Below are 22308 nucleotides of genomic sequence, written 5' to 3' on the forward strand. Positions count from 1 at the left end.
TTTCCGTTAAATTCAATTTGTAAACATAGAATTTAAAAAGTAGTTTTCTGTAGTAATTCAAGAAAATGGTCTACCTGTGGTAATTTGCGTATACCTTCTTGATAACATACCCACGTATCGCGTGTAACTGGCTTCCCATTTATCTCAAGAGCAATATGGGGATATTCTTCCTTTAGGTGATCAGAAACACTTTCAGGTAAAACCGCCATTCCAATTCCTTGTTTCATAAATTGTTTACACGTTTCGATTTGGTCTACTGTTAATGTTTTTACGGGCTTAATAGATTCTTGTTGATGATATAACCAATTATCGACAAGTTCATGCATACTATCATCACTTTTAAAAGAAATTAACGGCCTTTCCTTTACTTGTTTATTTGGAAATGGTTCCGTATCAAACATATATAACGGATCATCAAATAAATGAACAGATGTTGTTTCTTTTAATTTTTCGCCTCGAATAATACAAATATGATATTTTTTATGATTTCTCCTTATGTCCTCACTAATACCGGTCACTAAATCAATTGTTACTTTGGGATACTTAGCTGTAAATTCACCTAAGATACTTGGTAAAAATCGCTGACTTATTAGGGTAGAGCATGCAATAGACAGCGTTCCTTGAATTTCTTCACCAGTCTCTGCTAGTCGGTTCTTTAAGACTTTTTCTTGATAAATGACTTGCTTCGCATGTTGAATAACGATCTCCCCAGCTGGAGTTGGTAGTAAACGTTTAGAAGTTCGGATAAATATCGCTTCACCGAAATACTCTTCCATATATTTTAAGCGTTGAGTAACAGCTGGTTGGGAAATCAAAACAGCCTTTGCCGTTCCACGAATCGTACCAATTTCATTTAAGCGTATTAATAACTCATAATCATCCATCCTCATTTTGAACACCTCATATAAGTATATATTATCAATATTAATTAATTTATTGTATTTTACTTATTACATCATACCACATAAACTAATAGTAAATGGAATTCTAAAATTAAATCGATGAGGAAGATGTAGATGGATGAGAAATCGTTAGTAAAAAAGACATTCGCTAAGAATAGTAATGCGTATATTACAAGTAAAACTCACGCCAATGAAAAAGAACTGGATAAGATGATGACGTGGACAGCGCCTAATAAAGAAATGGTTATGTTAGATCTAGCAACAGGTGGAGGGCATGTAGCAAAAAAATATTCTCCTCATGTAAAAAATGTGATAGCAACTGATTTAACTCCAAAAATGCTTCAAGAAACGCGTAATCATCTAAAAAATTATACTAATATTCATTATGTAGTTGCTGATGCAGAGAACTTGCCGTTTTTGGATCAATCTTTTGATATCGTAAGCTGCAGAATTGCAGCTCATCATTTTCCAAATCCTACAAAATTTATAGAAGAAACAAATCGAGTTTTAAAACCAAAAGGTACATTTATTTTCGTTGATAATATTTCCAGTGAAGACATTGAGCTTGAACTCTACGTAAACGAATTAGAAAAATTACGTGATCCCAGTCATATGCGCTCATTAAAGGTTTCTGAATGGAAACAAATTATTTCTATCTACCCCTTATCTATTAGAAAAGAGCAACTTCAAAAGAAAGTGCTCCCCTTCCAAGATTGGGTTGACCGTACTGTTGAAGATCCAAACCAGAAAAATATTGTGGAATCTTATCTATTAGGTGCTAATCCGAGAGTGAAAGCTTATTTTGATGTTAAGCAACAAAATGAGCAACTTCAATCATTTTCAATTGATGAATGGATGGTAATGTATCAAAAAGGAGATTAATTATTGCGAAACCCTCTAAAAGAAATCTAACTTTTAGAAATAAATTATGATTGTAAGAAATATCTTCACTTTATAAAGCAGCTGGTGAGCCCCTATATATTCCTTATCAACGAGACTCACCTTGCTTTTTTAGAACTACGATTCTAGACGGAGGTTTTTTCTCCAACTACCGTTCTTTATGTTTATAAACTTTCTCTAAAAGTCAATAACTCTATTTTTTCTTTCTCTGATAACCCTAAGGCATCGATTAGTTCTTGAATTAATTCGTCAAAACCTGTAATGGATCGATTAGTGATATTAGCCTGTGAAAAAGCATGTTTTGATTTGTTCAGCCCATATGTAAAAATTGAATAGACTGCTAGGACGTTAGCTCCTGCTCCTTGCAGAGCTTTTGCAGCTTCAATAGATGAGCCGCCAGTTGAGATTAAATCCTCAATTACTAGTACCTTTTTCCCTTCTACACTGGCACCTTCTACTTGATTTCCTTTTCCATGTCCTTTCGGTTTTGATCTAACATATACCATAGGTAGATCTAAAAGATCAGATAGCCATGCAGCATGCGGTATGCCAGCTGTAGCACATCCTGCTATTACATCAGGTTTAAAGCCATCATCTTCTAACATATGAATAAATGCATAAGCAATATTTTTTCGAACTTTAGGATAACTCATTGTTAAACGATTATCACAATAGATAGGGGATTTTAATCCTGAGGTCCAAGTAAAATAGGTATCTAGATTAATCTGTACTGCTCCTATTTCCAGTAGTTCCTTTGTTATTTGTTTGTTCATCCTATGCTCCCTCCCAACGTTTCTTTGCTTCCATATATGTTGCGTAAGGATGATCAGATTGTGTTATCGCTCTACCTACTACAATAAAGTCACTACCAACTTGATTTGCCATTTCTGGTGTTGCGACACGTTTTTGATCATGAACATTTGAAGTGTCAAACCGTATTCCTGGTGTTAATGTTAAGAAAGATGCATCACATGCTTTTTTAATAAATTCTACTTCATGGACTGAGCTAACTACCCCATCCGCTCCTGCATCTTTTGCTAATCTTGCTAAATGATCAACATTTTCCGGAACATTTCCAGCTAGACGCAATTGTTGTTGAATCACTTCTTCATCTACCGATGTTAACAAGGTTACTGCAATCAATTTTGTTTGTGATTGTTCAAGTCCTAATTTTGCTTGAGTAATCATTTCGCTCCCGCCAAGTGTATGCGTTGTAACTAAATCAACACCTAAAGAAGCAATATTTTTCATTGCTCGATGGACTGTATTTGGTATGTCATGTAATTTCAGATCTAGAAATATCGAATGATTATTCTTTTTTAATTTTTCGATTACCTTAGGACCTTCTTTATAAAAAAGTTCCATACCAACTTTAACAGGAACTCCTTGCAATTCATTTTTATATAGAAATGCCTCTGTTTGTTTCCAATTAGGAAAATCAAGTGCTACAAACATCGTCATACCATTATCCCCCTTTCCTCAATAACATCTTCAATTGACTGAAACCCATACCGGTCCAATACTACTGGTAATTCGTTTATGATATCCACACAAGCAAATGGATTCTGAAAATTCGCAGTGCCAACTGCGACAGCATCTGCCCCAGCAATTAAAAACTCCAAGACATCTTCTGCGTTAGAGATTCCTCCCATCCCAATAATTGGAATTGAAACTTGTTGCCTTACTTCATAAATCATACGAATAGCAACTGGTTTTATTGCAGGACCAGATAGCCCCCCGGTCTTATTAGCGATTAATGGTTTTCGTGATGGTAGATGAATCTTCATTCCGGTTAATGTGTTGATCATCGATAGCCCATCCGCACCAGCTTCTTCCACTGCTTTTGCCATCTCCGTAATGTTATGCACATTTGGTGAAAGCTTTACATAAACAGGTTTGTTACTCACTTTCTTAACTATATCCGTTACTTTTTTTGCCATAGTAGGATCATTACCAAATTGAATTCCACCTTGTTTAACATTTGGACAAGAAATATTTAATTCGAGTGCATGTACATCTTCTGTTTGATTAAATGCAGCTGCTACAAACTCGTATTCTTCAATAGAACTACCTGCAATATTTGCAATAATCGATGTATCGTATTTGGCCAGCCGTGGTACTTCATAATCAATTATTTGTTGTACTCCAGGATTCTGTAGTCCAATTGCATTTAACATTCCTGCATTTGTTTCTGCTACACGAGGAGTTGGATTACCTAATCTTTCAAATGGAGTGGCTGCTTTCATCATTACTCCGCCTAAAAGGCTTAAGTCATAATATTCACTATACTCTTTCCCAAACCCAAAACAGCCAGATGCTGGCATGATAGGATTTTTTAAGTTTAACCCTGGTAACTTTACAGATAGATTCATAGAACAACCTCCTCAGCAACAAATACTGGTCCTTCACTACAAATTTTCTTATAGTGATTATCCACGGTAGGTAGCACACAGGCCATACATGCACCTACTCCACATCCCATTCTTTCCTCTAAAGAAACCTTACCGGGGATATGATTAAGCTGACTTTTCACTGCTCTTAACATTGGCAATGGACCACAGCTAAAGTATTGTGTACAATCATTAAATTGTCCTATTACATCCGTAACAACACCATGTGTCCCATAAGAGCCATCATCGGTAACAATATGTGTTTCACCAATACGGTTAAATTCTTTTTCATAAAAAACTGCATCTTTCGTCTGAAATCCAAGTACCGAGACAATATCTATAGAAGTTTCTTCGGATAATCGTTTTGCTAAGTGATACATTGGTGGAACACCTACTCCTCCTCCAATTAGCAGCACACGTTCATCGTCACTAATATCTAGCGAAAAACCATTACCATTTGGTCCTAACACATCGATTTGCATCCCCGCTTGATAGTTGGATAATTGTTTGGTCCCTTCCCCGATTGCTTTAAATACAAGCGATACGCTAGCAGTGGAGGGATCCACTGCTGCAATAGAGATTGGGCGCCGTAACGTATGTCCAGGAATGTAAATGTGTACGAATTGTCCTGGTTTTGCCTGTTCACTAATTCTACTATTTTTCGCTATCATCTCAAAGGTGTCTGTAGCAATTTGTGTTACTGATAGAACAGACATTGTCTCGCGTTTTCTCATGACATGACCACCTTCTTATCTACTCCAATCGGTTGCGCACTAAACGATGTTGCGTCAATTACTCGTAATATGGCGTTTACGGTATCCATATTTGTCAAACAAGCAATTCCATGTTCTACTGCTTCTCTTCGGATTAAGAATCCATCAGAACGAGGCTTTTGACCGGAATTCAAGGTGTTAATCACAAACTGGACTTGCCCTGATTCAATTATTGAGAGTACAGTTGGTTCTTCTGCTCCAATCTTAGCAACTGGAACCACCGGTAAATTCCCTTCATGTTGTACGTATTCCGCTGTCCCTTCAGTTGCATATAGAACAAATCCAAGTTGGTGAAAATGTTCCGCTACTTCTAACATCTCTGCCTTATCTTTATCCGCTACCGTGAGAAGTACTCCTCCTTCTTGAGGTACAGTTAGACCTGCAGCAATCATTCCTTTGTAAAGTGCTTTTTCTAAGGTTCTGTCATAGCCTATTGCTTCACCAGTTGATTTCATTTCTGGTCCGAGAATTGTATCTACGCTACGTAATTTTTCAAAAGAAAATACTGGTATTTTAACTGATACTTGATCCTGTTCTGGTAGAATTCCAGTTTCATAGCCTTGATCTGCTAGTTTCTCACCAAGAATACATCTCGTTGCGATATTTGCCATAGTAACCCCTGTGATCTTGCTTAAGAAAGGAATCGTCCGGCTCGCCCTAGGATTTACTTCCAGAACATACACGTCTTCTTCGCGGATAATAAATTGAATATTTATTAATCCTTTCACTTGAAGTGCTTTTGAAATCTTTATCGCAGCACCTAAGCATTTTTCTTTTACAGCATTTGACAACCGTTGAGGTGGATAGACCGCCATTGAATCTCCAGAATGTACTCCCGCACGTTCAATATGCTCCATGATACCTGGAATGATCGTTGTCTCCCCATCACTGATCGCATCAACTTCTACTTCCATACCTGTTAAATACTTATCAATTAAAATTGGATGTGCGGAATCAATGTGACTGGATTTTTCCAAATAATTTTCTAATTCTTGTTCGTTATATACAATTTCCATTCTGCTTCCGCCGATTACGTAGGATGGTCGAACAAGAACCGGGTAACCAATCGCATTGGCTGTATCAATTGCTTGATCTAACCGAGGTACAGCTTTTCCTTTTGGTCTGAGTATATTTAATTCATCTAATAAAACTTCAAATTTATCTCGATCCTCTGCACGATCAATTGCATCCAATCCTGTACCAAGGATGCGAACACCTCTTCTTTCTAGTCCCTCTGCTAGATTAATTGCCGTCTGTCCTCCAAATTGAACAATTACTCCTTCTGGTTGTTCTAGATCGACAACATGCATAACATCTTCTAAGGTTAGTGGCTCAAAGTAAAGTTTATCGGAAATTGTAAAATCAGTAGATACGGTTTCTGGATTATTATTCATAATAATCGCCTCGTAACCCATTTCTTTGATCGCATAAACAGAATGTACAGTTGCATAATCAAATTCGATTCCTTGACCAATTCGAATTGGTCCTGAACCTAACACTAATATTTTCTTTCGATCTGTAACAATCGATTCATTTTCTTCTTCATAGGTACTGTAAAAGTAAGGTGTTTCTGAGGAGAATTCTGCTGCACATGTGTCTACCATTTTAAACACAGGTACAATTTGATTTTCTTTGCGAATTTGATATATATCATCAACTGTCATTTCCCATAACCTAGCAATTTCAGAATCGGATAGTCCCCATTGCTTTGCTTTTATTAATTTTTCTAGATTACCAACATCACTTTTTAATTCTTCTTCCATATTTACAACCCGCTCAATGGCATATAAAAAGAAAGGATCGATTTTCGTATGATTGAAAATCCAATCGACAGAATAGCCCTGACGAAGTGCTTCTGCAATTAAGAAGATACGTTCATCATCTGCTCGAGTTAACCGTTTCACCAAATCTTCCTCTGTAATATTTACTGCCTTTTTTAAATATAACTCTTCTGTACCTATTTCTAACGATCGTACCCCTTTTAATAATGATTCTTCAAGATTCCTTCCTATCGCCATCACTTCTCCGGTTGCTTTCATTTGTGTTCCAAGGCGACGATCTCCTGTCGTAAACTTATCAAATGGGAAACGTGGGAATTTTGTCACTACATAGTCAAGTGCAGGCTCAAACATCGAATATGTTTTACCTGTAATTGGATTAATGATTTCATCTAAGGAATAGCCAACTGCAATTTTTGCAGCAATTTTCGCAATCGGATACCCAGTCGCCTTTGATGCAAGAGCAGACGATCGACTCACTCTTGGGTTAACTTCGATAATATAATATTGAAAACTGTTCGGGTCTAGTGCTAACTGAACGTTACATCCACCTTCAATTCCTAATGCTCGAATTATTTTTAATGAAGCATTTCGTAATAAATGATACTCACGATCACTTAATGTTTGCGATGGCGCAACTACGATTGAGTCACCGGTATGAATTCCAACTGGGTCAATATTCTCCATATTGCACACTACAATAGCTTGGTCATTCTTATCTCGCATTACTTCATATTCAATTTCTTTAAAACCTGCAATGTTTCGTTCGATTAAACACTGATTCACTGGAGATAAAGATAAGCCATTTTTCGTAATTTCCTTTAAATCTGCCTCGTTGTAACACATTCCACCACCAGTTCCACCCAGTGTGTATGCAGGACGTACAATTAGTGGATAGCCGATCGTATTAGCAAAATCGAACGCTTCTTCTACCGTATGCACAATCGCGCTTTCAGGAACAGGTTCGTTTAACTCATTCATTAACTTCCGGAATAGCTCTCTATCTTCTGCTTTTTCAATCGAATCAGGTGCTGACCCTAACAGCTGAACTTGATGGTCTTCCAAAATTCCTTTGTGAAACAGCTCCATTGCTAAATGAAGACCTGTTTGTCCTCCTAATGTTGGTAAGATGGCATCCGGATGTTCTTTACGTATAATTTTAGTTAAGAACTCTTCTGTTAATGGCTCCATATAAACTTTATCTGCTACAGTATGATCGGTCATAATGGTCGCAGGGTTAGAGTTAGCTAATATTACGGTATACCCTTCCTCTTTCAATGCTTGACAAGCTTGCGTACCTGAGTAATCAAATTCAGCAGCTTGACCAATGATGATTGGTCCTGATCCGATTACAAGAATTTTGTTGATGTCTGTACGTTTAGGCATATACTTCTCCTCCTTGTTTCACTGTGCTGTATTTCATCAGGTTTAAAAACTCATCAAATAAATAATTGGTATCTTCCGGACCAGGTGAAGCTTCTGGATGATATTGAACAGAAAACGCTGGGTAAGCAGTATGACGAATCCCTTCTACCGTTTCATCATTCAATGCAATCTGAGTTAGTTCAAGTCCTGTATCTATTAGTGAAGAAGCGTTAACTGCATAACTATGATTTTGCGATGTTAAATACGTTTTTCTCGCTCTCAAATCTTTTACTGGATGATTCGCTCCCCTGTGTCCGAATTTCATTTTTTCTGTATCAGCTCCACAAGCAAGCGCCAGTAATTGATGCCCCAGGCAAATACCGAATATAGGAATTTGGCCAATGAGCTGTTTTATCATCTCAATTGCTTCTGGAACATCCTTTGGATCTCCAGGACCATTCGTTAACATAATTCCATCTGGTTTTAATCGCAGAATTGCTTCCGCACTATAGTTGTGAGGTACAACAGTGATATGACAGTCACGTTTTGTTAATTCTCGTAGGATTCCGTGCTTTGCACCGAAGTCAACCATCACCACACGTAGCCCTCTACCTGGTACAACATAAGGTTTACTAGTTGATGTTTGTTTTACTTGGTCTCTTGGCATTTCAGCAAGTCTTAATTGATCTAGTACGTCCTGTACCTTTTTCTCCTCATCGATCATGACTGCTCGCATTGTACCGTGTTTTCGAATGATTCGAGTAAGCTTCCGAGTGTCGATATTTGCAATCCCTGGAATATTATGCACCTTTAAAAACTCATCTAATGTCTCTTCATTCCGGAAGTTAGACGGATTTTCACTAAACTCTTTTACAACAAGACCATGAATAAATGGTGTCACTGTCTCAAAATCATCACGATTAATGCCATAATTTCCAATTAGAGGATAGGTTAATGTAACGAATTGACCACAATAACTTGGGTCGGTTATGACTTCTTGATAACCGGTCATTCCAGTATTAAATACAATTTCACCACTAGATTCGGAATCACTGCCAAACGCTGTTCCATTAAAAACTGTTCCATCTTCTAGAATTAATTTACGCTTCTTCATGTTGTTTAGCCTCCTCATATACGACGATTCCATTTACCATTGTAAGTACAGGAATTCCCTTTACTGTCCAATTATCGAAAGGTGTGTTTTTACCTTTTGAATAAAAGGTGTCACGATGAATCGTTTCTTCTTTTTCAAGATCAATGACAGTAACATCAGCTACAGAGCCTACTTCTAACTTTCCATAAGGAAGTTGAAATGTCGCTGCTGGTTTTTCGGTCATTCTTTCTACTAACTGATGTAGCGTCATTTTTCCTTCTAAAACCAGATGTGTATATAAAAGCGGAAATGCTGTTTCTAATCCTACAATGCCAAAAGGAGCTTCTCTGAATCCTAATGCTTTCTCTTCTGCTGCATGAGGAGCATGATCGGTTGCAATTATATCAATCGTTCCATCCATTAGCCCTTCGAATAATGCTTGTTGATCTTCTTTTGAACGCAATGGAGGATTCATCTTCCAGTCTGCATTATCTTCAGGAATATCCGTCTCACTGAGTAATAGATGATGTGGTGAGACTTCCGCTGTTACATGAATGCCTGCTCTCTTTGCATCGCGAATCACACGTACCGATTCTTTTGTACTCACATGACAGACATGATAGTGACAGCCTGTTGCTTCTGCTAATAATACATCCCTTGCAATTTGTACCGACTCGCTTAAAGATGGGATTCCTGGTAAATTTAATCGTTCACTTACTTCTCCTTCATGTAAAACTCCACCGTATACAAGACTATTATCTTCACAATGGGCCACAATGGTAGTGTTATGACGTGCTGCATCTTTCATCGCTTGGTACATTTGATCCGCTGTCTGTATACCAACCCCGTCATCTGTAAATGCGAATGCACCAGCATCGATTAATGATTGAATATCCGTTCTTTCTTCTCCCTTCAAACCCATGGTAATGGATGCATATGGTAATACACGTATATGTGCAGCATCTGCTATTTTGGAAAGCAAACTCGTTAAAGCACCTTGATGATCAGGAACTGGATTTGTATTTGGCATGGCACATACGGTTGTATATCCACCCCTTGCAGCTGCCATCGTTCCCGTATCTATTGTTTCTTTATGTTCTCCACCAGGTTCACGTAAATGAATATGGACATCAATTAGTCCAGGAAGCAGCAACTTTCCTTCTATATCAATATAGTTTTCTGCCCCCTCAGGAATCTGCGATGCAATTTTTGTTATTTTATTGTCTTCAATAAGTACTTCTACTTTCTCTAATTCATTAGATGGCAGTAAGCGATTTGCGTTTAATAAGATTGTTTTCATGAATAATCCCCCATTCTGATAATACGTGCATGATAATTGCCATGCGTACATAGACCCCATTGTCCATTTGTTTAAAAATTCTCGATTTCTCACTTTCTACTAAACTTGTATCTATTTCTACTCCACGGTTTATCGGAGCTGGATGCATAATAATTGCATGATCTTGTAATTTTTTATATCTTTCTTTCGTTAATCCATACAGGGATAGATAATCAGAAGTCTCTGCTTTATGAAGATGTCGTTCATGCTGGATTCTCAGTAACATCACCACATCTGCTTCTTCTACGGCATCATCCATAGTCAGATATGGATAATCTAGCGTATCGTCTTCAAATCCTGGTGCAGCGCTAAAGATTACTTCTGCCCCTAATTTAGTCAGCGCCATTGCATTCGATCTAGCTACTCGACTATGTTTGATATCGCCAGCAATTATAACTTTCAATCCTTTAATCGAATCAAACTCTTGGTACATCGTCAGTAAATCGAGCATGCATTGGGTTGGATGTTCTTCTTTGCCGGAACCCGCATTAATGACTGGGATGTTTAATTTTCCTTCCTGCTCCAATTCACTTATCCATTGATCTGATGGATGCCTAATCACTAAGAAATTAGCGCCGATCGCTTCAAAAGTTTTTGCTGTATCATATAATGATTCACCTTTTGCTAAACTTGATTCTTCTGTATGGAAATCTAATATCTCCACGCCTAGTTTTCGTTCTGCAACTGTAAAACTCATTTTTGTTCGCGTACTCGGTTCAAAAAATAAATTACCAGCAAATAATTGGCGATTTAATTGATTTGGTCGATCTCTTAACTCATTTGCTTTTCGTATTATTTGATACATTTCATCGGCTTCCAACTGGTTAACAGAAATAAAATCTCTCATCGACTTCCTCCTTCATGTATCCGTAATAACGAAACCCTTTCATGTTGTGTTCGTTTTTAGCTATAAAAAAAACTCTCTGCAAAAAGGTTGCAGAGAGCTATACGTATCCTAAAAAAAATATCTAATAGGTATACGTAGTCAAAAAACAACAACCTTCCAAACCTCACGGGATTTGATTAAAAGCTGAACATATTTATTTTTCATATAAGGATACAAGGTCTTGTTGATCCTGCTCACTTAATTGAACAACTACAATTTCTCGGTCCGATGTTGGAATATTTTTACCAACATAATCAGCTCGAATCGGTAACTCGCGATGCCCACGGTCCACCAATGAACCTAGTTGGATCGTGGATGGTCGACCGACGTCCATAACGGCATCCATTGCTGCTCGAACCGTTCTACCAGTAAATAATACATCATCGATCAAAATGACATGCTTATCTGTTATATCCATTCCGATAGAAACAGAATTAATCTTTGGCTCTTCTTGTTCGGATACTTTGTCGAGATCATCTCGATACATTGTAATGTCTAGTTCACCTAACGGAACCTCAATTGATTCGATTTGCTTAATTTTCTGCTGGATACGCTTTGCTAGTGGGACACCTCTCGTCTTTATTCCAATCAACACAAGATTTTCTCCACCTTTATTTTTTTCCAATATTTCATGAGACATTCTTGTTAATGCTCGCTGTATGGATGCTGCATCCAGTATTTCCGTTTTCTTTTTCATCTGCGTATCTCACCTCAATCTAAAAATGCCCTCTTCCAAGAAAGGAAAAAGGGCATACTTTTACTACGTATCAGACGATCCCTTTTTAGCCTCTCTGGACTATTTTTTAAAGGTTCTATTCAACTGTTCTTCTTGTATTATTCCAAAACATCGTGAAACTGTCAATACATTTTTCGGATAAAAGAAATGGTTTCTTCTAAAATTGCAGGTGGATTTGCTTCAAACTCAAGCCATTCACCAGATTTAGGATGATAAAAGCCAATTTCTTTTGCATGTAATGCTTGACCTTCTACATTCATTGTTTTACGTTGACCATATTTTGGGTCCCCCACTAACGGAAAACCGATATACTGCATATGCACACGAATTTGATGGGTTCTTCCAGTCTCTAACTGACACTCCACAATCGTGTAGTCAGGAAACCTTTCTACTACACGAAAATGTGTAACAGCAGATTTCCCATTATCTACAACGGCCATTTTTTGTCTATCTTTAGAGTCACGACCAATGGGAGCATCAATTAATCCCGTTTCATGTCCAATTTCACCGTGAACAATTGCCACATATTTACGCTTTAATTGTTTTTGTTGTAATTGTTCGGATAATTTTTGATGCGCCACATCATTTTTCGCAACCACTAATAATCCACTTGTATCTTTATCAATACGATGAACGATTCCAGGACGTTCAACCCCATTAATACCAGACAAATCATCACAATGGTAAAGTAAAGCATGTACAAGTGTTCCAGTTTGGTGACCAGCAGAAGGGTGTACGACCATCCCTTTTGGTTTATTGATCACAATAACGTCCACATCTTCATAAACGACATCTAATGGAATATTTTCAGGCTCTAATACTAATGGCTTTGTTTCTGGAACTTCCCAGGTTAGTGTATCTCCTGGAACACATTTATAATTTGCCTTTACTATAACTCCATTTACTTCTACTAATCCTTCATCAATCCATCCCTGTATTTGTGAACGTGATTGATCTGTCAGTAATTGCGTTAATAGTTTATCTACTCTAGTTTTCCCTTGTTGTTCTTTCACGATGTGTTGACTCTTTGTCATGATTTTGATTTTCCTTTCTGACGCTTTTCTTCCAAAATTGTAGCTATTAAAAATATAATTACACCAATAGTTAGGGCTGAATCGGCAACATTAAAAATTGGGAAATTATAATTAAAGATGTAAAAGTTTGCAAAATCGACTACTTCTTGTCTAAATATACGATCAATAAAATTACCTATTGCTCCACCTAGTATTATTGCTAATGCAACGGATAATAACCGATCACCCTTCACGTATGTATGTAAAAAATAAATAATACTGATAATAACCACGGTAGTAATTATATAAAATAACAACATTTGCCCTTCCAAAATTCCCCAGGCAGCTCCAGTATTCCGATGTGAAGTTATATAGAAGAAATTATCGATAACAGGAATAGATTCACCTAATTCCATACGCGAAACTATCAACCATTTCGTAAATTGATCAACGATAACGAGCACAATCGCTATTAAATAATAAATAATCATTTGTTTACCCCTCGATTCTAATCGAACTATTTCTTATCTTATACTGCTACTCAAACATTTTCAAGGACAAACGTGATTCCTATCCATTATGGCAACTAAAATACATCGAAAAGAAAAACACACATTGATTCATGGGAAAAGTTAAATGAATTAGTTTTATCGCATCATTTACCAATCTAAAGTAATATAGGGATGGTAAAAAACATTCGGGGCAGTCTCTAAGAACAAAAGTAACACGGAGAGACCAGTAAGATAAGTCAGATAATTCTATAAGAAAAGCTTTCACGATTTAACTACACATATATTAAGTTCTTTTCTAATTTTATACATACGTTTCATTTAATGAAAGGAGGCAACTCTATTTCCGAACAGCCCGACCTAATAATCAACTCGGAAAAGGAGTTATCTTTTCCGAGTTATTAGTTAAAGCCTCGTTCAACAGAGTGGACACATGCATTTAAATCAAAGAGCTACATTTATATTCATTCAGCATAATGAGTTGTCACTACTTCAGCACAACGGCTACATAAAGTTGGGTGACTCTGATCGTCACCAACTGTTTCTGAAGAAACCCAACAGCGCTCACACGTGTCTCCAGGATGTACCTCAACTACTACATCCACATAATTCCCTTCTTTTGCATCCGTTAATGTATCAACCACTACTGCCTCTGAAACAATAAAATATTGATGTAAGTGCTCCATCTGTTCTAATACTGTTTTGGTTTTAGCATCTTTAACTGCAATCGATATTTTTGCTTCTAAAGATTTACCGATAACTTTCTCACTTCGAGATTCTTCTAAAGCTTTTAATACATCATCTCGAATTTTCATAAAATGATTCCATTTATCCACAGTCTGCTCATCAATTCCAACTTCTCGAGAATCTGGAATATCTGTTAAATGAACACTTTCCGCTTCGGAACCAGGGATATATTCCCAAACTTCTTCCGCTGTATGCGGTATAATTGGGGCAATAAGCTTCACTAAGCTCGTCAATACTTCATAATAACCAGTTTGAATACTACGTCTACGAGGGTGATCTTTTGCTTCAATATATAGAATGTCTTTTGCAAAATCCAGATAGAATGAACTTAAATCGACTGCGCAAAAGTGGTGAATTTGTTGGAAAACAGGAGCAAATTCATACTGATTATAATTTTTATGCGCTTGAGATAATACGTTTTGTAAACGGTGAATCATATAACGATCTACTTCTTCTAAATTCTCATCTTCTACGCGATCCGTTTGAGGATCAAAATCAGCAAGGTTAGCTAATAAGAATCGGAATGTGTTTCTTATTTTACGATAGCTCTCTGAGGTTTGTTTTAAAATATCATCAGAAATTCGAACATCGGCTTGATAATCTACACTTGAAACCCAGAGTCTTAAAATATCGGAACCTAATTGCTTCTGAACTTTTGAAGGAACGATGACATTCCCTAATGATTTACTCATTTTTCTTCCGTTACCATCCAAAACAAATCCATGACTTATTACAGTTTTATATGGAGCTTTTCCAGTGACTGCAACTGATGTTGATAATGATGAGTTAAACCATCCGCGGTATTGGTCACTTCCTTCTAAATACACATTAGCTGGTCGTTGATGATCTTCTCTGTTTAGTAAAACACCTTCATGCGAAGATCCAGAATCGAACCAAACATCCATAATATCGGTCTCTTTCGTATAATGTCCATTTGGACTATGCTTGGAGGTAAACCCATCCGGTAATAAATCTTTAGCTTCTTTTTCGAACCAAATATTTGAGCCGTGTTCACGGAATAATTCAGATACGTGATTAATCGTTTCATCGGTAATGATTGGAGTACCATCTTCTCCATAAAATACTGGAATCGGAACACCCCAAGCACGCTGTCTGGAAATACACCAATCTTCACGATCGCGAACCATATTATACAACCGCGTTTCTCCCCAATGTGGATACCAATTTACTTCCTTAATCTCTTCCAAAATATCTTCACGAAAATCTTTAATAGAAGCAAACCATTGTGCTGTCGCACGGAAAATAGTTGGTTTCTTCGTTCTCCAGTCATGTGGATAAGAGTGTGTAATAAAAGATAATTTTAATAATGCACCAGTCTCTTCTAATTTTTCCGTAATCGTTTTGTTTGCCGCATCATAGAACAGCCCTTCAAAACCAGGTGCTTCCTGAGTAAATACACCTTTTTCATCTACAGGACAGAAAGCATCGATTCCATAACTACGTGATACATAAAAATCATCTTCCCCATGTCCTGGAGCTGTATGAACACAACCTGTACCGGCATCTGTTGTAACATGCTCTCCTAACATCACTAATGACGTTCGATTGTAAAACGGATGTTGCGCTTCAATTCTTTCTGCTTCTTTTCCTGTAAAGCTTTGGACTACTTTCGGATCTTCCCACCCAAGTTCCTCACGAACATCATCATATAAAGACTCTGCAATAATGTATTTATCATTTTTTACTTCTACAACAATGTAGGTTAAATCTGCATGTAGACTGATTCCTAGGTTCGCAGGTATTGTCCATGGCGTAGTTGTCCAAATTATGAATTTCTCTCCACCAGACAGCAAGGATTTTCCGTCAGTCACTTCAAATGCAACATAGATGGACGGTGAGCGCTTATCCTGATACTCAATCTCTGCTTCTGCCAATGCAGACTCAGATGAAGGAGACCAATAAACTGGTTTTAATCCTTTATAAATATATCCTTTCTTGGCCATATCGCCAAAAACCTTAATTTGTGAAGCCTCATAATCTTTTGTTAGAGTAATATACGGATTGTCCCAATCACCACGTACTCCTAATTGTTTAAATTGTTCACGTTGGTTATCAATTTGCCCAAGTGCATATTCTTCACAGAGCTTTCTGAAATCAGCTACATCCATATCCTTGCGTTTAACTTTCTTTTTCTTCGTTAAAGCTGTTTCAATTGGTAATCCATGTGTATCCCATCCTGGTATATACGGTGCATGATACCCTGTCATTGATTTGTATCGTACAATAAAGTCTTTCAATACTTTATTTAAAGCGTGACCAATATGAATATCACCATTTGCATATGGCGGTCCATCATGTAAGATAAATAACGGTCTACCTTGTGTACGTTCAAGAGTTTTTTCATACTGATTAGTTTCTTTCCATTGTTTTTGTCGTTCTGGTTCCTTATTCGGCAAATTTCCACGCATTGGAAATGCAGTCTTTGGCATTAATAATGTTTCCTTATAATCCATTACATTAAAACCTCCTATTTTCTTCCTAATAAAAAAAGCCTTCTAAATCCCAAAAGGGACGAGAAGACTCGCGGTACCACCCTTATAAATCTAATAATAACTCATTAGATTCACTCGAAATCGATAACGGCGATTATCCGTTCATTACTACTTTATTCATAATGAAAACTCAAGAGTGATTTTCTAAAAGTCTTCTGGACTGAGCTCTCACCATCCTCAGATCGCTTAACCAGTTTTACTTTTATACTGTCTCTATCATTGTATTTACAAATTTTTAAATTTCTAGCAGATTATCACGATAACGAATCGCCCGTAAATTCTCATCCATGACTTTGAGAAGGATTCGAGTGAGTCGAAGTGTGCTATAAACGATGCTAGCGCCATGATAACTCTCGCTAACAACCAGAAAAGGCTAAATAATCCTTACTGATAGCGTCTCATTTTATAGAATTATATGTAATTTTCATATAAACGTCAAGTCACTATGATTGTTGTTCTAGAAGCTCTAGTTCTTCATCAATCTCTGTATCAAACAACTCTTCCCAATCATCTGTACCCAGCATTTCTAATTGCGCTTGTACTAACATACGCATTCTAGTACGGAATACTTTCGCTTGCTTTTTCAATTCTTCCACATCTAAAGAGATTTTACGAGCCTTGCTGAGTGCTTCATTAACAATCCGATCAGCATTTTTTTCTGCTTCTTTAATAATAAGTTTTGATTCTTTAGAAGCATTTCCTTTTACTTCTTCTGCTGTTTCTTGTGCAACAAGAATCGATTTGTTTAATGTTTCTTCAATATTTGTAAAATGACCTAAACGCTCACGTAATTGTCTAACTTCTTCCTCTAGCTCTTTCTTTTCACGAATAACTAGTTCATAATCTTTGATAATTTGATCTAGAAATTCATTTACATCATCTTCATCATATCCGCGAAATCCTTTTGCAAACTCTTTATTATGAATGTCCAATGGTGATAATGCCACCATCGTCACCTCCTTAAGCGATATAAATACTTAAAAATCCTTATTACACATTAATTCGACAAATAAATAATAATTCCTGCAATAATTATATCATTATTTCAGTGTAGCAATCGTTATTTTCACTTTATCTTTTTTTGATTTCCCTCTTATAGAAGTGAGCTTACTTCTTCCATGACCTCGAATTGAAATCATATCTTTTTCTTGTAATTGGAATTTATTGTCATCAACTACTTTATAGTTTACTTTCACTAATCCTTTTTGGATAAAAGTAGTGGCTTCTTTTCGTGAAATTGGATAAATTTCCTTAACTACCGTATCCAAACGGAGCGAAGATACAGTTCGTTCTTGTTCAATCCAGCTTTCATGTTTTTTAATCAATAATTGCAAATCCCGCTGTTCAAAATAGACCGACGATTTTCTAATTGATGTTAAGTTCATTTGTACAAATGTGGATATTTCTGAAGCAGCCATAATCTGGATCTTTCCATCCGCAATGATAATATCACCGAGTTTCTTTCGCTTCATTCCTTGTGATAAAAAAGCTCCCATTACATCTGGATGTTCTATTGTTACAAATTTTGGTTGGAAATTTGCTTCGAGTAGTTCAACCTGAAACATATCTTCACTTAAATCTTCATATTTTGGAGCTAATAGCATTCTCCTTCTCTCACTATTATTACCGCCACCAAAGTCTTTAACCTGAAGCTCTTCATTATGTTCCCCAATCAACATGATGACGATTTCTTGCTCACGGGGGTCGAGAAAATCCGTTAGCTTTGGAATAAAAGAACGTTCCACTTGTTCTTTCCATGAAAGTACTTGATCAATAAAAGGCTGTTCTTCTTTTCGAAAATGTTGATAAACTTCCATGATAATTCCTTTCCCTTAATACATAAACATTCGGAAAAACTCGATAATTCCTTGATTTGCAAGATTAAGTACTAAGATAGCTACGAGTGGAGATAAATCAATCATACCTAATGGGGGGATAAACTTACGAAATATTTCTAGATAAGGCTCACAGATTTTTCCAAGCAGTTCTCCAAATGAAGTATCTCTTGCACCTGGTAACCACGACAACATAATATAAACAAATAAAGCTAAGCTGTATATTGTGATCCCCATATTAATAAGATTTAAAATTTGTATCATATGCTGTTACCATCCTTTATCATATTCTTCCTGTTCGTACAACATCTCAGTAATTGTACCTGATACCTCTACATTATCTGGTGTGCATAAGAATGTTTCTGCTCCTAATTTCTGGATATCACCTTTGACAGCATATACAGTACCACTTAAGAAATCAACAATTCGTTTTGCTTGTTGATGATCTACTCGTTGTAAATTAATAATTACTGCACGTCTATTAACTATATTATCGGCAATTTCTTGCGCTTCATTGTAATTACGCGGTTCAATTAACACGACACGAGAATTACTTTGCTGCACGCTAGATAAATTAACTACATTTTTTGTGCTTGCTTTAGAATCTTTCTGTTTTGGTTCTTGAGTTTGATCATTTTCTTCTTCATCTACATATTCATAGTCATACTCATCACCCATAAAGTAATCTTTTAATTTATTTTTAAAACTCATCTCCTTCACCTCTCTTCTTTAGTAAATTCTATCCAACAAGTTTTGACCCAATACGTACATGTGTTGCTCCTTCTTCAATCGCAACGTGATAATCATTACTCATTCCCATTGAAAGCCATTCACAAGGTGCGTGCGGTAAAGCTTCTTCCTTTATTTTATCTCGGAGATTTCTTAAATTTTTAAATACAAATCTCACATTTTCTGGATCCTCTACATGTGGTGCCATTGTCATTAGTCCAACAACTTTAATATTTTCGTATACAGATAATGACTTGATAAATGTAATCACTTCATCTGGAGAAATACCATGTTTCGATTCTTCCCCACTTACATTTACTTGAACAAAACAGTGAACTGGATGAGTTGCTCGTTTATTAATTTCTTTAGCTAATGATTTTCGATCCAAAGAATGTATATAATCTATTTGATCAATGATATCCTTCACTTTACGTGACTGTAAGGAACCAATGAAATGCCACTTGGCTTGATCTTGAATTTCATTATATTTTTCTAAGAAACCTTCGTTTCGATTTTCGCCAAGATTGTCAATTCCTGCACTAATCGCTTCCTTCGCTCGTTCAATTGTAACATATTTTGTCACAGCAATAAGGCGAATATCTTCAGGATTACGGTTTGCATTTTCACAAGCTTGTCTAATGTTTTGTTGTATGTTAGATAAATTCGTTGCCACATCTACCATTTTGTCGTTCTCCACCCTTTTTTACACATTATATCCGATAAATCCAAGCATTCTACCTGTTTTCCCTTTATCTCGACGATGAGAGAAAAATAGCTTTTCATCTCGATACGTACAATATTTGGTTACCTCTATATTATGACGAAAAACACCAGATTGTAAAAGGATTTCTCTGTTTAACTCCTTTAAATCTAATAAAAACTGATTATCAGATACTTGATTCGCACAAATTTGTTTTTCGTTATCAGTTAAATACTGAATAACTTTCCTATCCACTTGGTAAACATCTCCAGAAATCGAAGGGCCAATAACCACTTTAATATTTTCCTTTTCAGATCCTTGGTCTACAAGTGACTGTACCATTTCCGTTGCGATTCTTCCAACTGTACCTTTCCAACCTGCATGTGCAATTCCAACAAATTTCGTCACTGGATCAAAAAAATACAATGGAACACAATCAGCATATAGTGATACAGCTAAGGCATCTACATTAGGGGGGATAATTAATCCATCTATCCCAGATAATGATGTCTTATTTGTATTACTACCACACCCTATATCATTTGTCTGGATAATTGCCACCTTCGTATCATGTACCTGTTCACCAGCCACCCAATTCGATAAATCTACTTGCAATTGCGTACTCAAAATTTTTCTGTTTTGGAGTACCTTGCTCTCCTCATCATTTACATGAAATCCCATATTTAAAGAATTATATTCATCTATACTTGTACCACCATTTTTCGTCGTGAAACCCACCAATAATCCAGGGTATTCTTTCTCCCACTCTTCCACATGAAAATAACTCGCTTCTTTTTGTATAAATATATCTTTCACTCTCATATCCCCCCGGAAAATACTATTTCATCTTGTCATAATGGTATCATATTTATGAATTATTTTCCTTATGCACTGCCATAGATTCCAGGCCCATAAATTTCTTTCACTAAAATTACTTCCTCACCAATTCGAACTATTTTTTCCCAAGCAATCAAAAGTTCATCTGCTTTAGCAAACATTCCTTGCTTTTTTTCCTTGCCTTCTACAATGATTGCAAGAATCCTTCCGTTATTCCCGTCTATTTCTAAATCAATAATATGGCCTAACCTACTCCCATCATCCACTGCTATAATTTCCTTCATCTGCAAGTCCGATAATTTAACCATAGCTATCATCCTTTCTTTATACAATATATGCAAGCAAGCCTAATTTTTTCGTAAAATAAGTTAACAACTACAAAAAACCTGACCTATCTATCACGGTCAGGTTTTTCTAAATGTAACAACACCTATTTATTATTCGAACATTTGCTTATTCATTTGACTTATTGCCGCTTTTTCTAAGCGAGATACTTGCGCTTGTGAGATACCAATTTCATCTGCTACTTCCATTTGTGTTTTCCCTTGGAAGAAACGTTTGTTTAATATCATTTTTTCACGCTCATTGAGTTGATGCATACCTTCTTTCAAAGATAATTTATCTACCCAGCTTGAGTCTTTATCTTTCTCATCACTTATTTGATCCATTACAAAGATTGGATCTCCTCCATCATTATAGATTGGTTCGAAAAGCGAAACTGGATCTTGTATTGCATCTAAAGCAAACACAACATCTACTTGAGGAATATCCATTTCCTTCGCAATTTCTGCAGGAGATGGTTCTTTTGATGTTTTACTAATTAATTTTTCACGCACTTGCAATGCTTTATAAGCAATATCTCGTAAGGAACGGGAAACTCGAATTGGATTATTATCACGTAGATAACGTCTAATTTCACCAATGATCATCGGAACAGCATACGTGGAAAAACGTACATTATGTGATAAATCAAAGTTATCAATAGATTTCATTAGTCCTATACAACCTACTTGAAACAAATCATCCACATATTCACCACGATTATTAAATCGTTGAATAACACTTAACACGAGACGTAGGTTACCATTTACTAATTCCTCCCGTGCAGTGAGGTCTCCTTCTTCTTGCATTCGAACAAATAATTTCTTCATTTCCTCATTTTTAAGTACGGGTAGCTTTGATGTATCAACCCCACATATTTCTACTTTATGTCTTGTCATTATAGTCAACCCTCCCAGTCGATGATGCTGTTCATGGACAGTA

The 22308-nt window shown here is 36.5% G+C and carries 22 protein-coding genes and 1 other annotated feature; of the genes, 1 reads left to right on the plus strand and 21 read right to left on the minus strand.

Translation table 11 applies throughout. The annotated features are described in order from the left end of the window. Positions 1–32 precede the first annotated feature (32 nt). Positions 33–890 (minus strand): LysR family transcriptional regulator, encoded by an 858-nt coding sequence (locus ABC346_RS15145; RefSeq protein WP_413235634.1) that lies wholly within the window; start codon positions 888–890, stop codon positions 33–35. A 126-nt stretch (positions 891–1016) separates the two neighbouring features. Between ABC346_RS15145 and ABC346_RS15150 the strand changes: the two genes are divergently transcribed. Further along, positions 1017–1784, plus strand: a complete 768-nt coding sequence (locus ABC346_RS15150) for a class I SAM-dependent methyltransferase (protein ID WP_413235635.1) — start codon at positions 1017–1019, stop codon at positions 1782–1784. A 182-nt stretch (positions 1785–1966) separates the two neighbouring features. Here the strand turns inward: ABC346_RS15150 and pyrE are convergent, their stop codons facing one another. From pyrE to sigG, 20 genes are all read right to left on the minus strand, one after another. Beyond that, positions 1967–2575, minus strand: coding sequence for an orotate phosphoribosyltransferase (pyrE, locus tag ABC346_RS15155; protein WP_413235636.1), 609 nt, complete (start codon positions 2573–2575; stop codon positions 1967–1969). Between the two features lies 1 nt (position 2576). Further along, on the minus strand, positions 2577–3263 hold the full coding sequence (pyrF, locus tag ABC346_RS15160; protein ID WP_413235637.1) for an orotidine-5'-phosphate decarboxylase: 687 nt from the start codon (positions 3261–3263) through the stop codon (positions 2577–2579). Further along, positions 3260–4174: a dihydroorotate dehydrogenase gene (locus ABC346_RS15165; RefSeq protein ID WP_413235638.1), complete on the minus strand. Its 915-nt coding sequence runs from the start codon at positions 4172–4174 to the stop codon at positions 3260–3262. Before ABC346_RS15165 ends, pyrF begins: the two co-directional genes overlap by 4 nt. Next, positions 4171–4926 (minus strand): dihydroorotate dehydrogenase electron transfer subunit, encoded by a 756-nt coding sequence (locus tag ABC346_RS15170; RefSeq protein WP_413235639.1) that lies wholly within the window; start codon positions 4924–4926, stop codon positions 4171–4173. The genes ABC346_RS15165 and ABC346_RS15170 overlap by 4 nt, the downstream gene beginning before the upstream one ends. Then, a complete protein-coding gene (carB, locus tag ABC346_RS15175; RefSeq protein ID WP_413235640.1) occupies positions 4923–8129 on the minus strand; it encodes a carbamoyl-phosphate synthase large subunit in 3207 nt (1068 codons plus the stop codon). The genes ABC346_RS15170 and carB overlap by 4 nt, the downstream gene beginning before the upstream one ends. After that, positions 8122–9222, minus strand: a complete 1101-nt coding sequence (locus ABC346_RS15180) for a carbamoyl phosphate synthase small subunit (protein ID WP_413235641.1) — start codon at positions 9220–9222, stop codon at positions 8122–8124. Before ABC346_RS15180 ends, carB begins: the two co-directional genes overlap by 8 nt. Next, positions 9209–10501, minus strand: coding sequence for a dihydroorotase (locus ABC346_RS15185; protein ID WP_413235642.1), 1293 nt, complete (start codon positions 10499–10501; stop codon positions 9209–9211). The genes ABC346_RS15180 and ABC346_RS15185 overlap by 14 nt, the downstream gene beginning before the upstream one ends. Next, complete coding sequence (locus ABC346_RS15190; RefSeq protein ID WP_413235643.1) at positions 10458–11387, minus strand: aspartate carbamoyltransferase catalytic subunit; 930 nt, start codon at positions 11385–11387, stop codon at positions 10458–10460. The genes ABC346_RS15185 and ABC346_RS15190 overlap by 44 nt, the downstream gene beginning before the upstream one ends. 193 nt (positions 11388–11580) lie before the next feature. Beyond that, positions 11581–12123 (minus strand): bifunctional pyr operon transcriptional regulator/uracil phosphoribosyltransferase PyrR, encoded by a 543-nt coding sequence (gene pyrR, locus ABC346_RS15195; protein ID WP_413235644.1) that lies wholly within the window; start codon positions 12121–12123, stop codon positions 11581–11583. 161 nt (positions 12124–12284) lie between these two features. Beyond that, positions 12285–13196 carry an RluA family pseudouridine synthase gene (locus tag ABC346_RS15200; RefSeq protein WP_413235645.1) on the minus strand — a complete coding sequence of 304 codons (912 nt, stop codon included), beginning with the start codon at positions 13194–13196 and terminating at the stop codon, positions 12285–12287. After that, a complete protein-coding gene (gene lspA, locus ABC346_RS15205) occupies positions 13193–13666 on the minus strand; it encodes a signal peptidase II (RefSeq protein WP_413235646.1) in 474 nt (157 codons plus the stop codon). The genes ABC346_RS15200 and lspA overlap by 4 nt, the downstream gene beginning before the upstream one ends. Positions 13667–14148: 482 nt before the next feature. Beyond that, complete coding sequence (gene ileS / locus ABC346_RS15210; protein ID WP_413235647.1) at positions 14149–16905, minus strand: isoleucine--tRNA ligase; 2757 nt, start codon at positions 16903–16905, stop codon at positions 14149–14151. Between the two features lie 51 nt (positions 16906–16956). After that, positions 16957–17173: a binding site (T-box leader), on the minus strand. 214 nt (positions 17174–17387) lie between these two features. Next, entirely contained in the window at positions 17388–17891 is a 504-nt protein-coding gene (locus ABC346_RS15215) for a DivIVA domain-containing protein (protein WP_026133759.1), read from the minus strand. Positions 17892–17984: 93 nt separating this feature from the next. Continuing rightward, a complete protein-coding gene (locus tag ABC346_RS15220; RefSeq protein WP_413235648.1) occupies positions 17985–18761 on the minus strand; it encodes a YlmH family RNA-binding protein in 777 nt (258 codons plus the stop codon). 15 nt (positions 18762–18776) lie between these two features. After that, positions 18777–19043: a YggT family protein gene (locus ABC346_RS15225; protein ID WP_413235649.1), complete on the minus strand. Its 267-nt coding sequence runs from the start codon at positions 19041–19043 to the stop codon at positions 18777–18779. Between the two features lie 6 nt (positions 19044–19049). Further along, complete coding sequence (locus ABC346_RS15230) at positions 19050–19490, minus strand: cell division protein SepF (protein WP_413235650.1); 441 nt, start codon at positions 19488–19490, stop codon at positions 19050–19052. 28 nt (positions 19491–19518) lie between these two features. Next, entirely contained in the window at positions 19519–20190 is a 672-nt protein-coding gene (locus tag ABC346_RS15235) for a YggS family pyridoxal phosphate-dependent enzyme (RefSeq protein ID WP_413235651.1), read from the minus strand. Positions 20191–20211: 21 nt separating this feature from the next. Then, complete coding sequence (gene pgeF, locus ABC346_RS15240; RefSeq protein ID WP_413235652.1) at positions 20212–21024, minus strand: peptidoglycan editing factor PgeF; 813 nt, start codon at positions 21022–21024, stop codon at positions 20212–20214. 68 nt (positions 21025–21092) lie between these two features. Then, a complete protein-coding gene (locus tag ABC346_RS15245; RefSeq protein WP_413235653.1) occupies positions 21093–21353 on the minus strand; it encodes a YlmC/YmxH family sporulation protein in 261 nt (86 codons plus the stop codon). Between the two features lie 129 nt (positions 21354–21482). Then, a complete protein-coding gene (gene sigG / locus ABC346_RS15250; RefSeq protein WP_413235654.1) occupies positions 21483–22265 on the minus strand; it encodes an RNA polymerase sporulation sigma factor SigG in 783 nt (260 codons plus the stop codon). Positions 22266–22308: the final 43 nt, after the last annotated feature.

This window comes from Oceanobacillus phoenicis (assembly GCF_047238145.1).
In the GTDB taxonomy this organism is placed as follows: Bacteria; Bacillota; Bacilli; order Bacillales; family Amphibacillaceae; genus Oceanobacillus.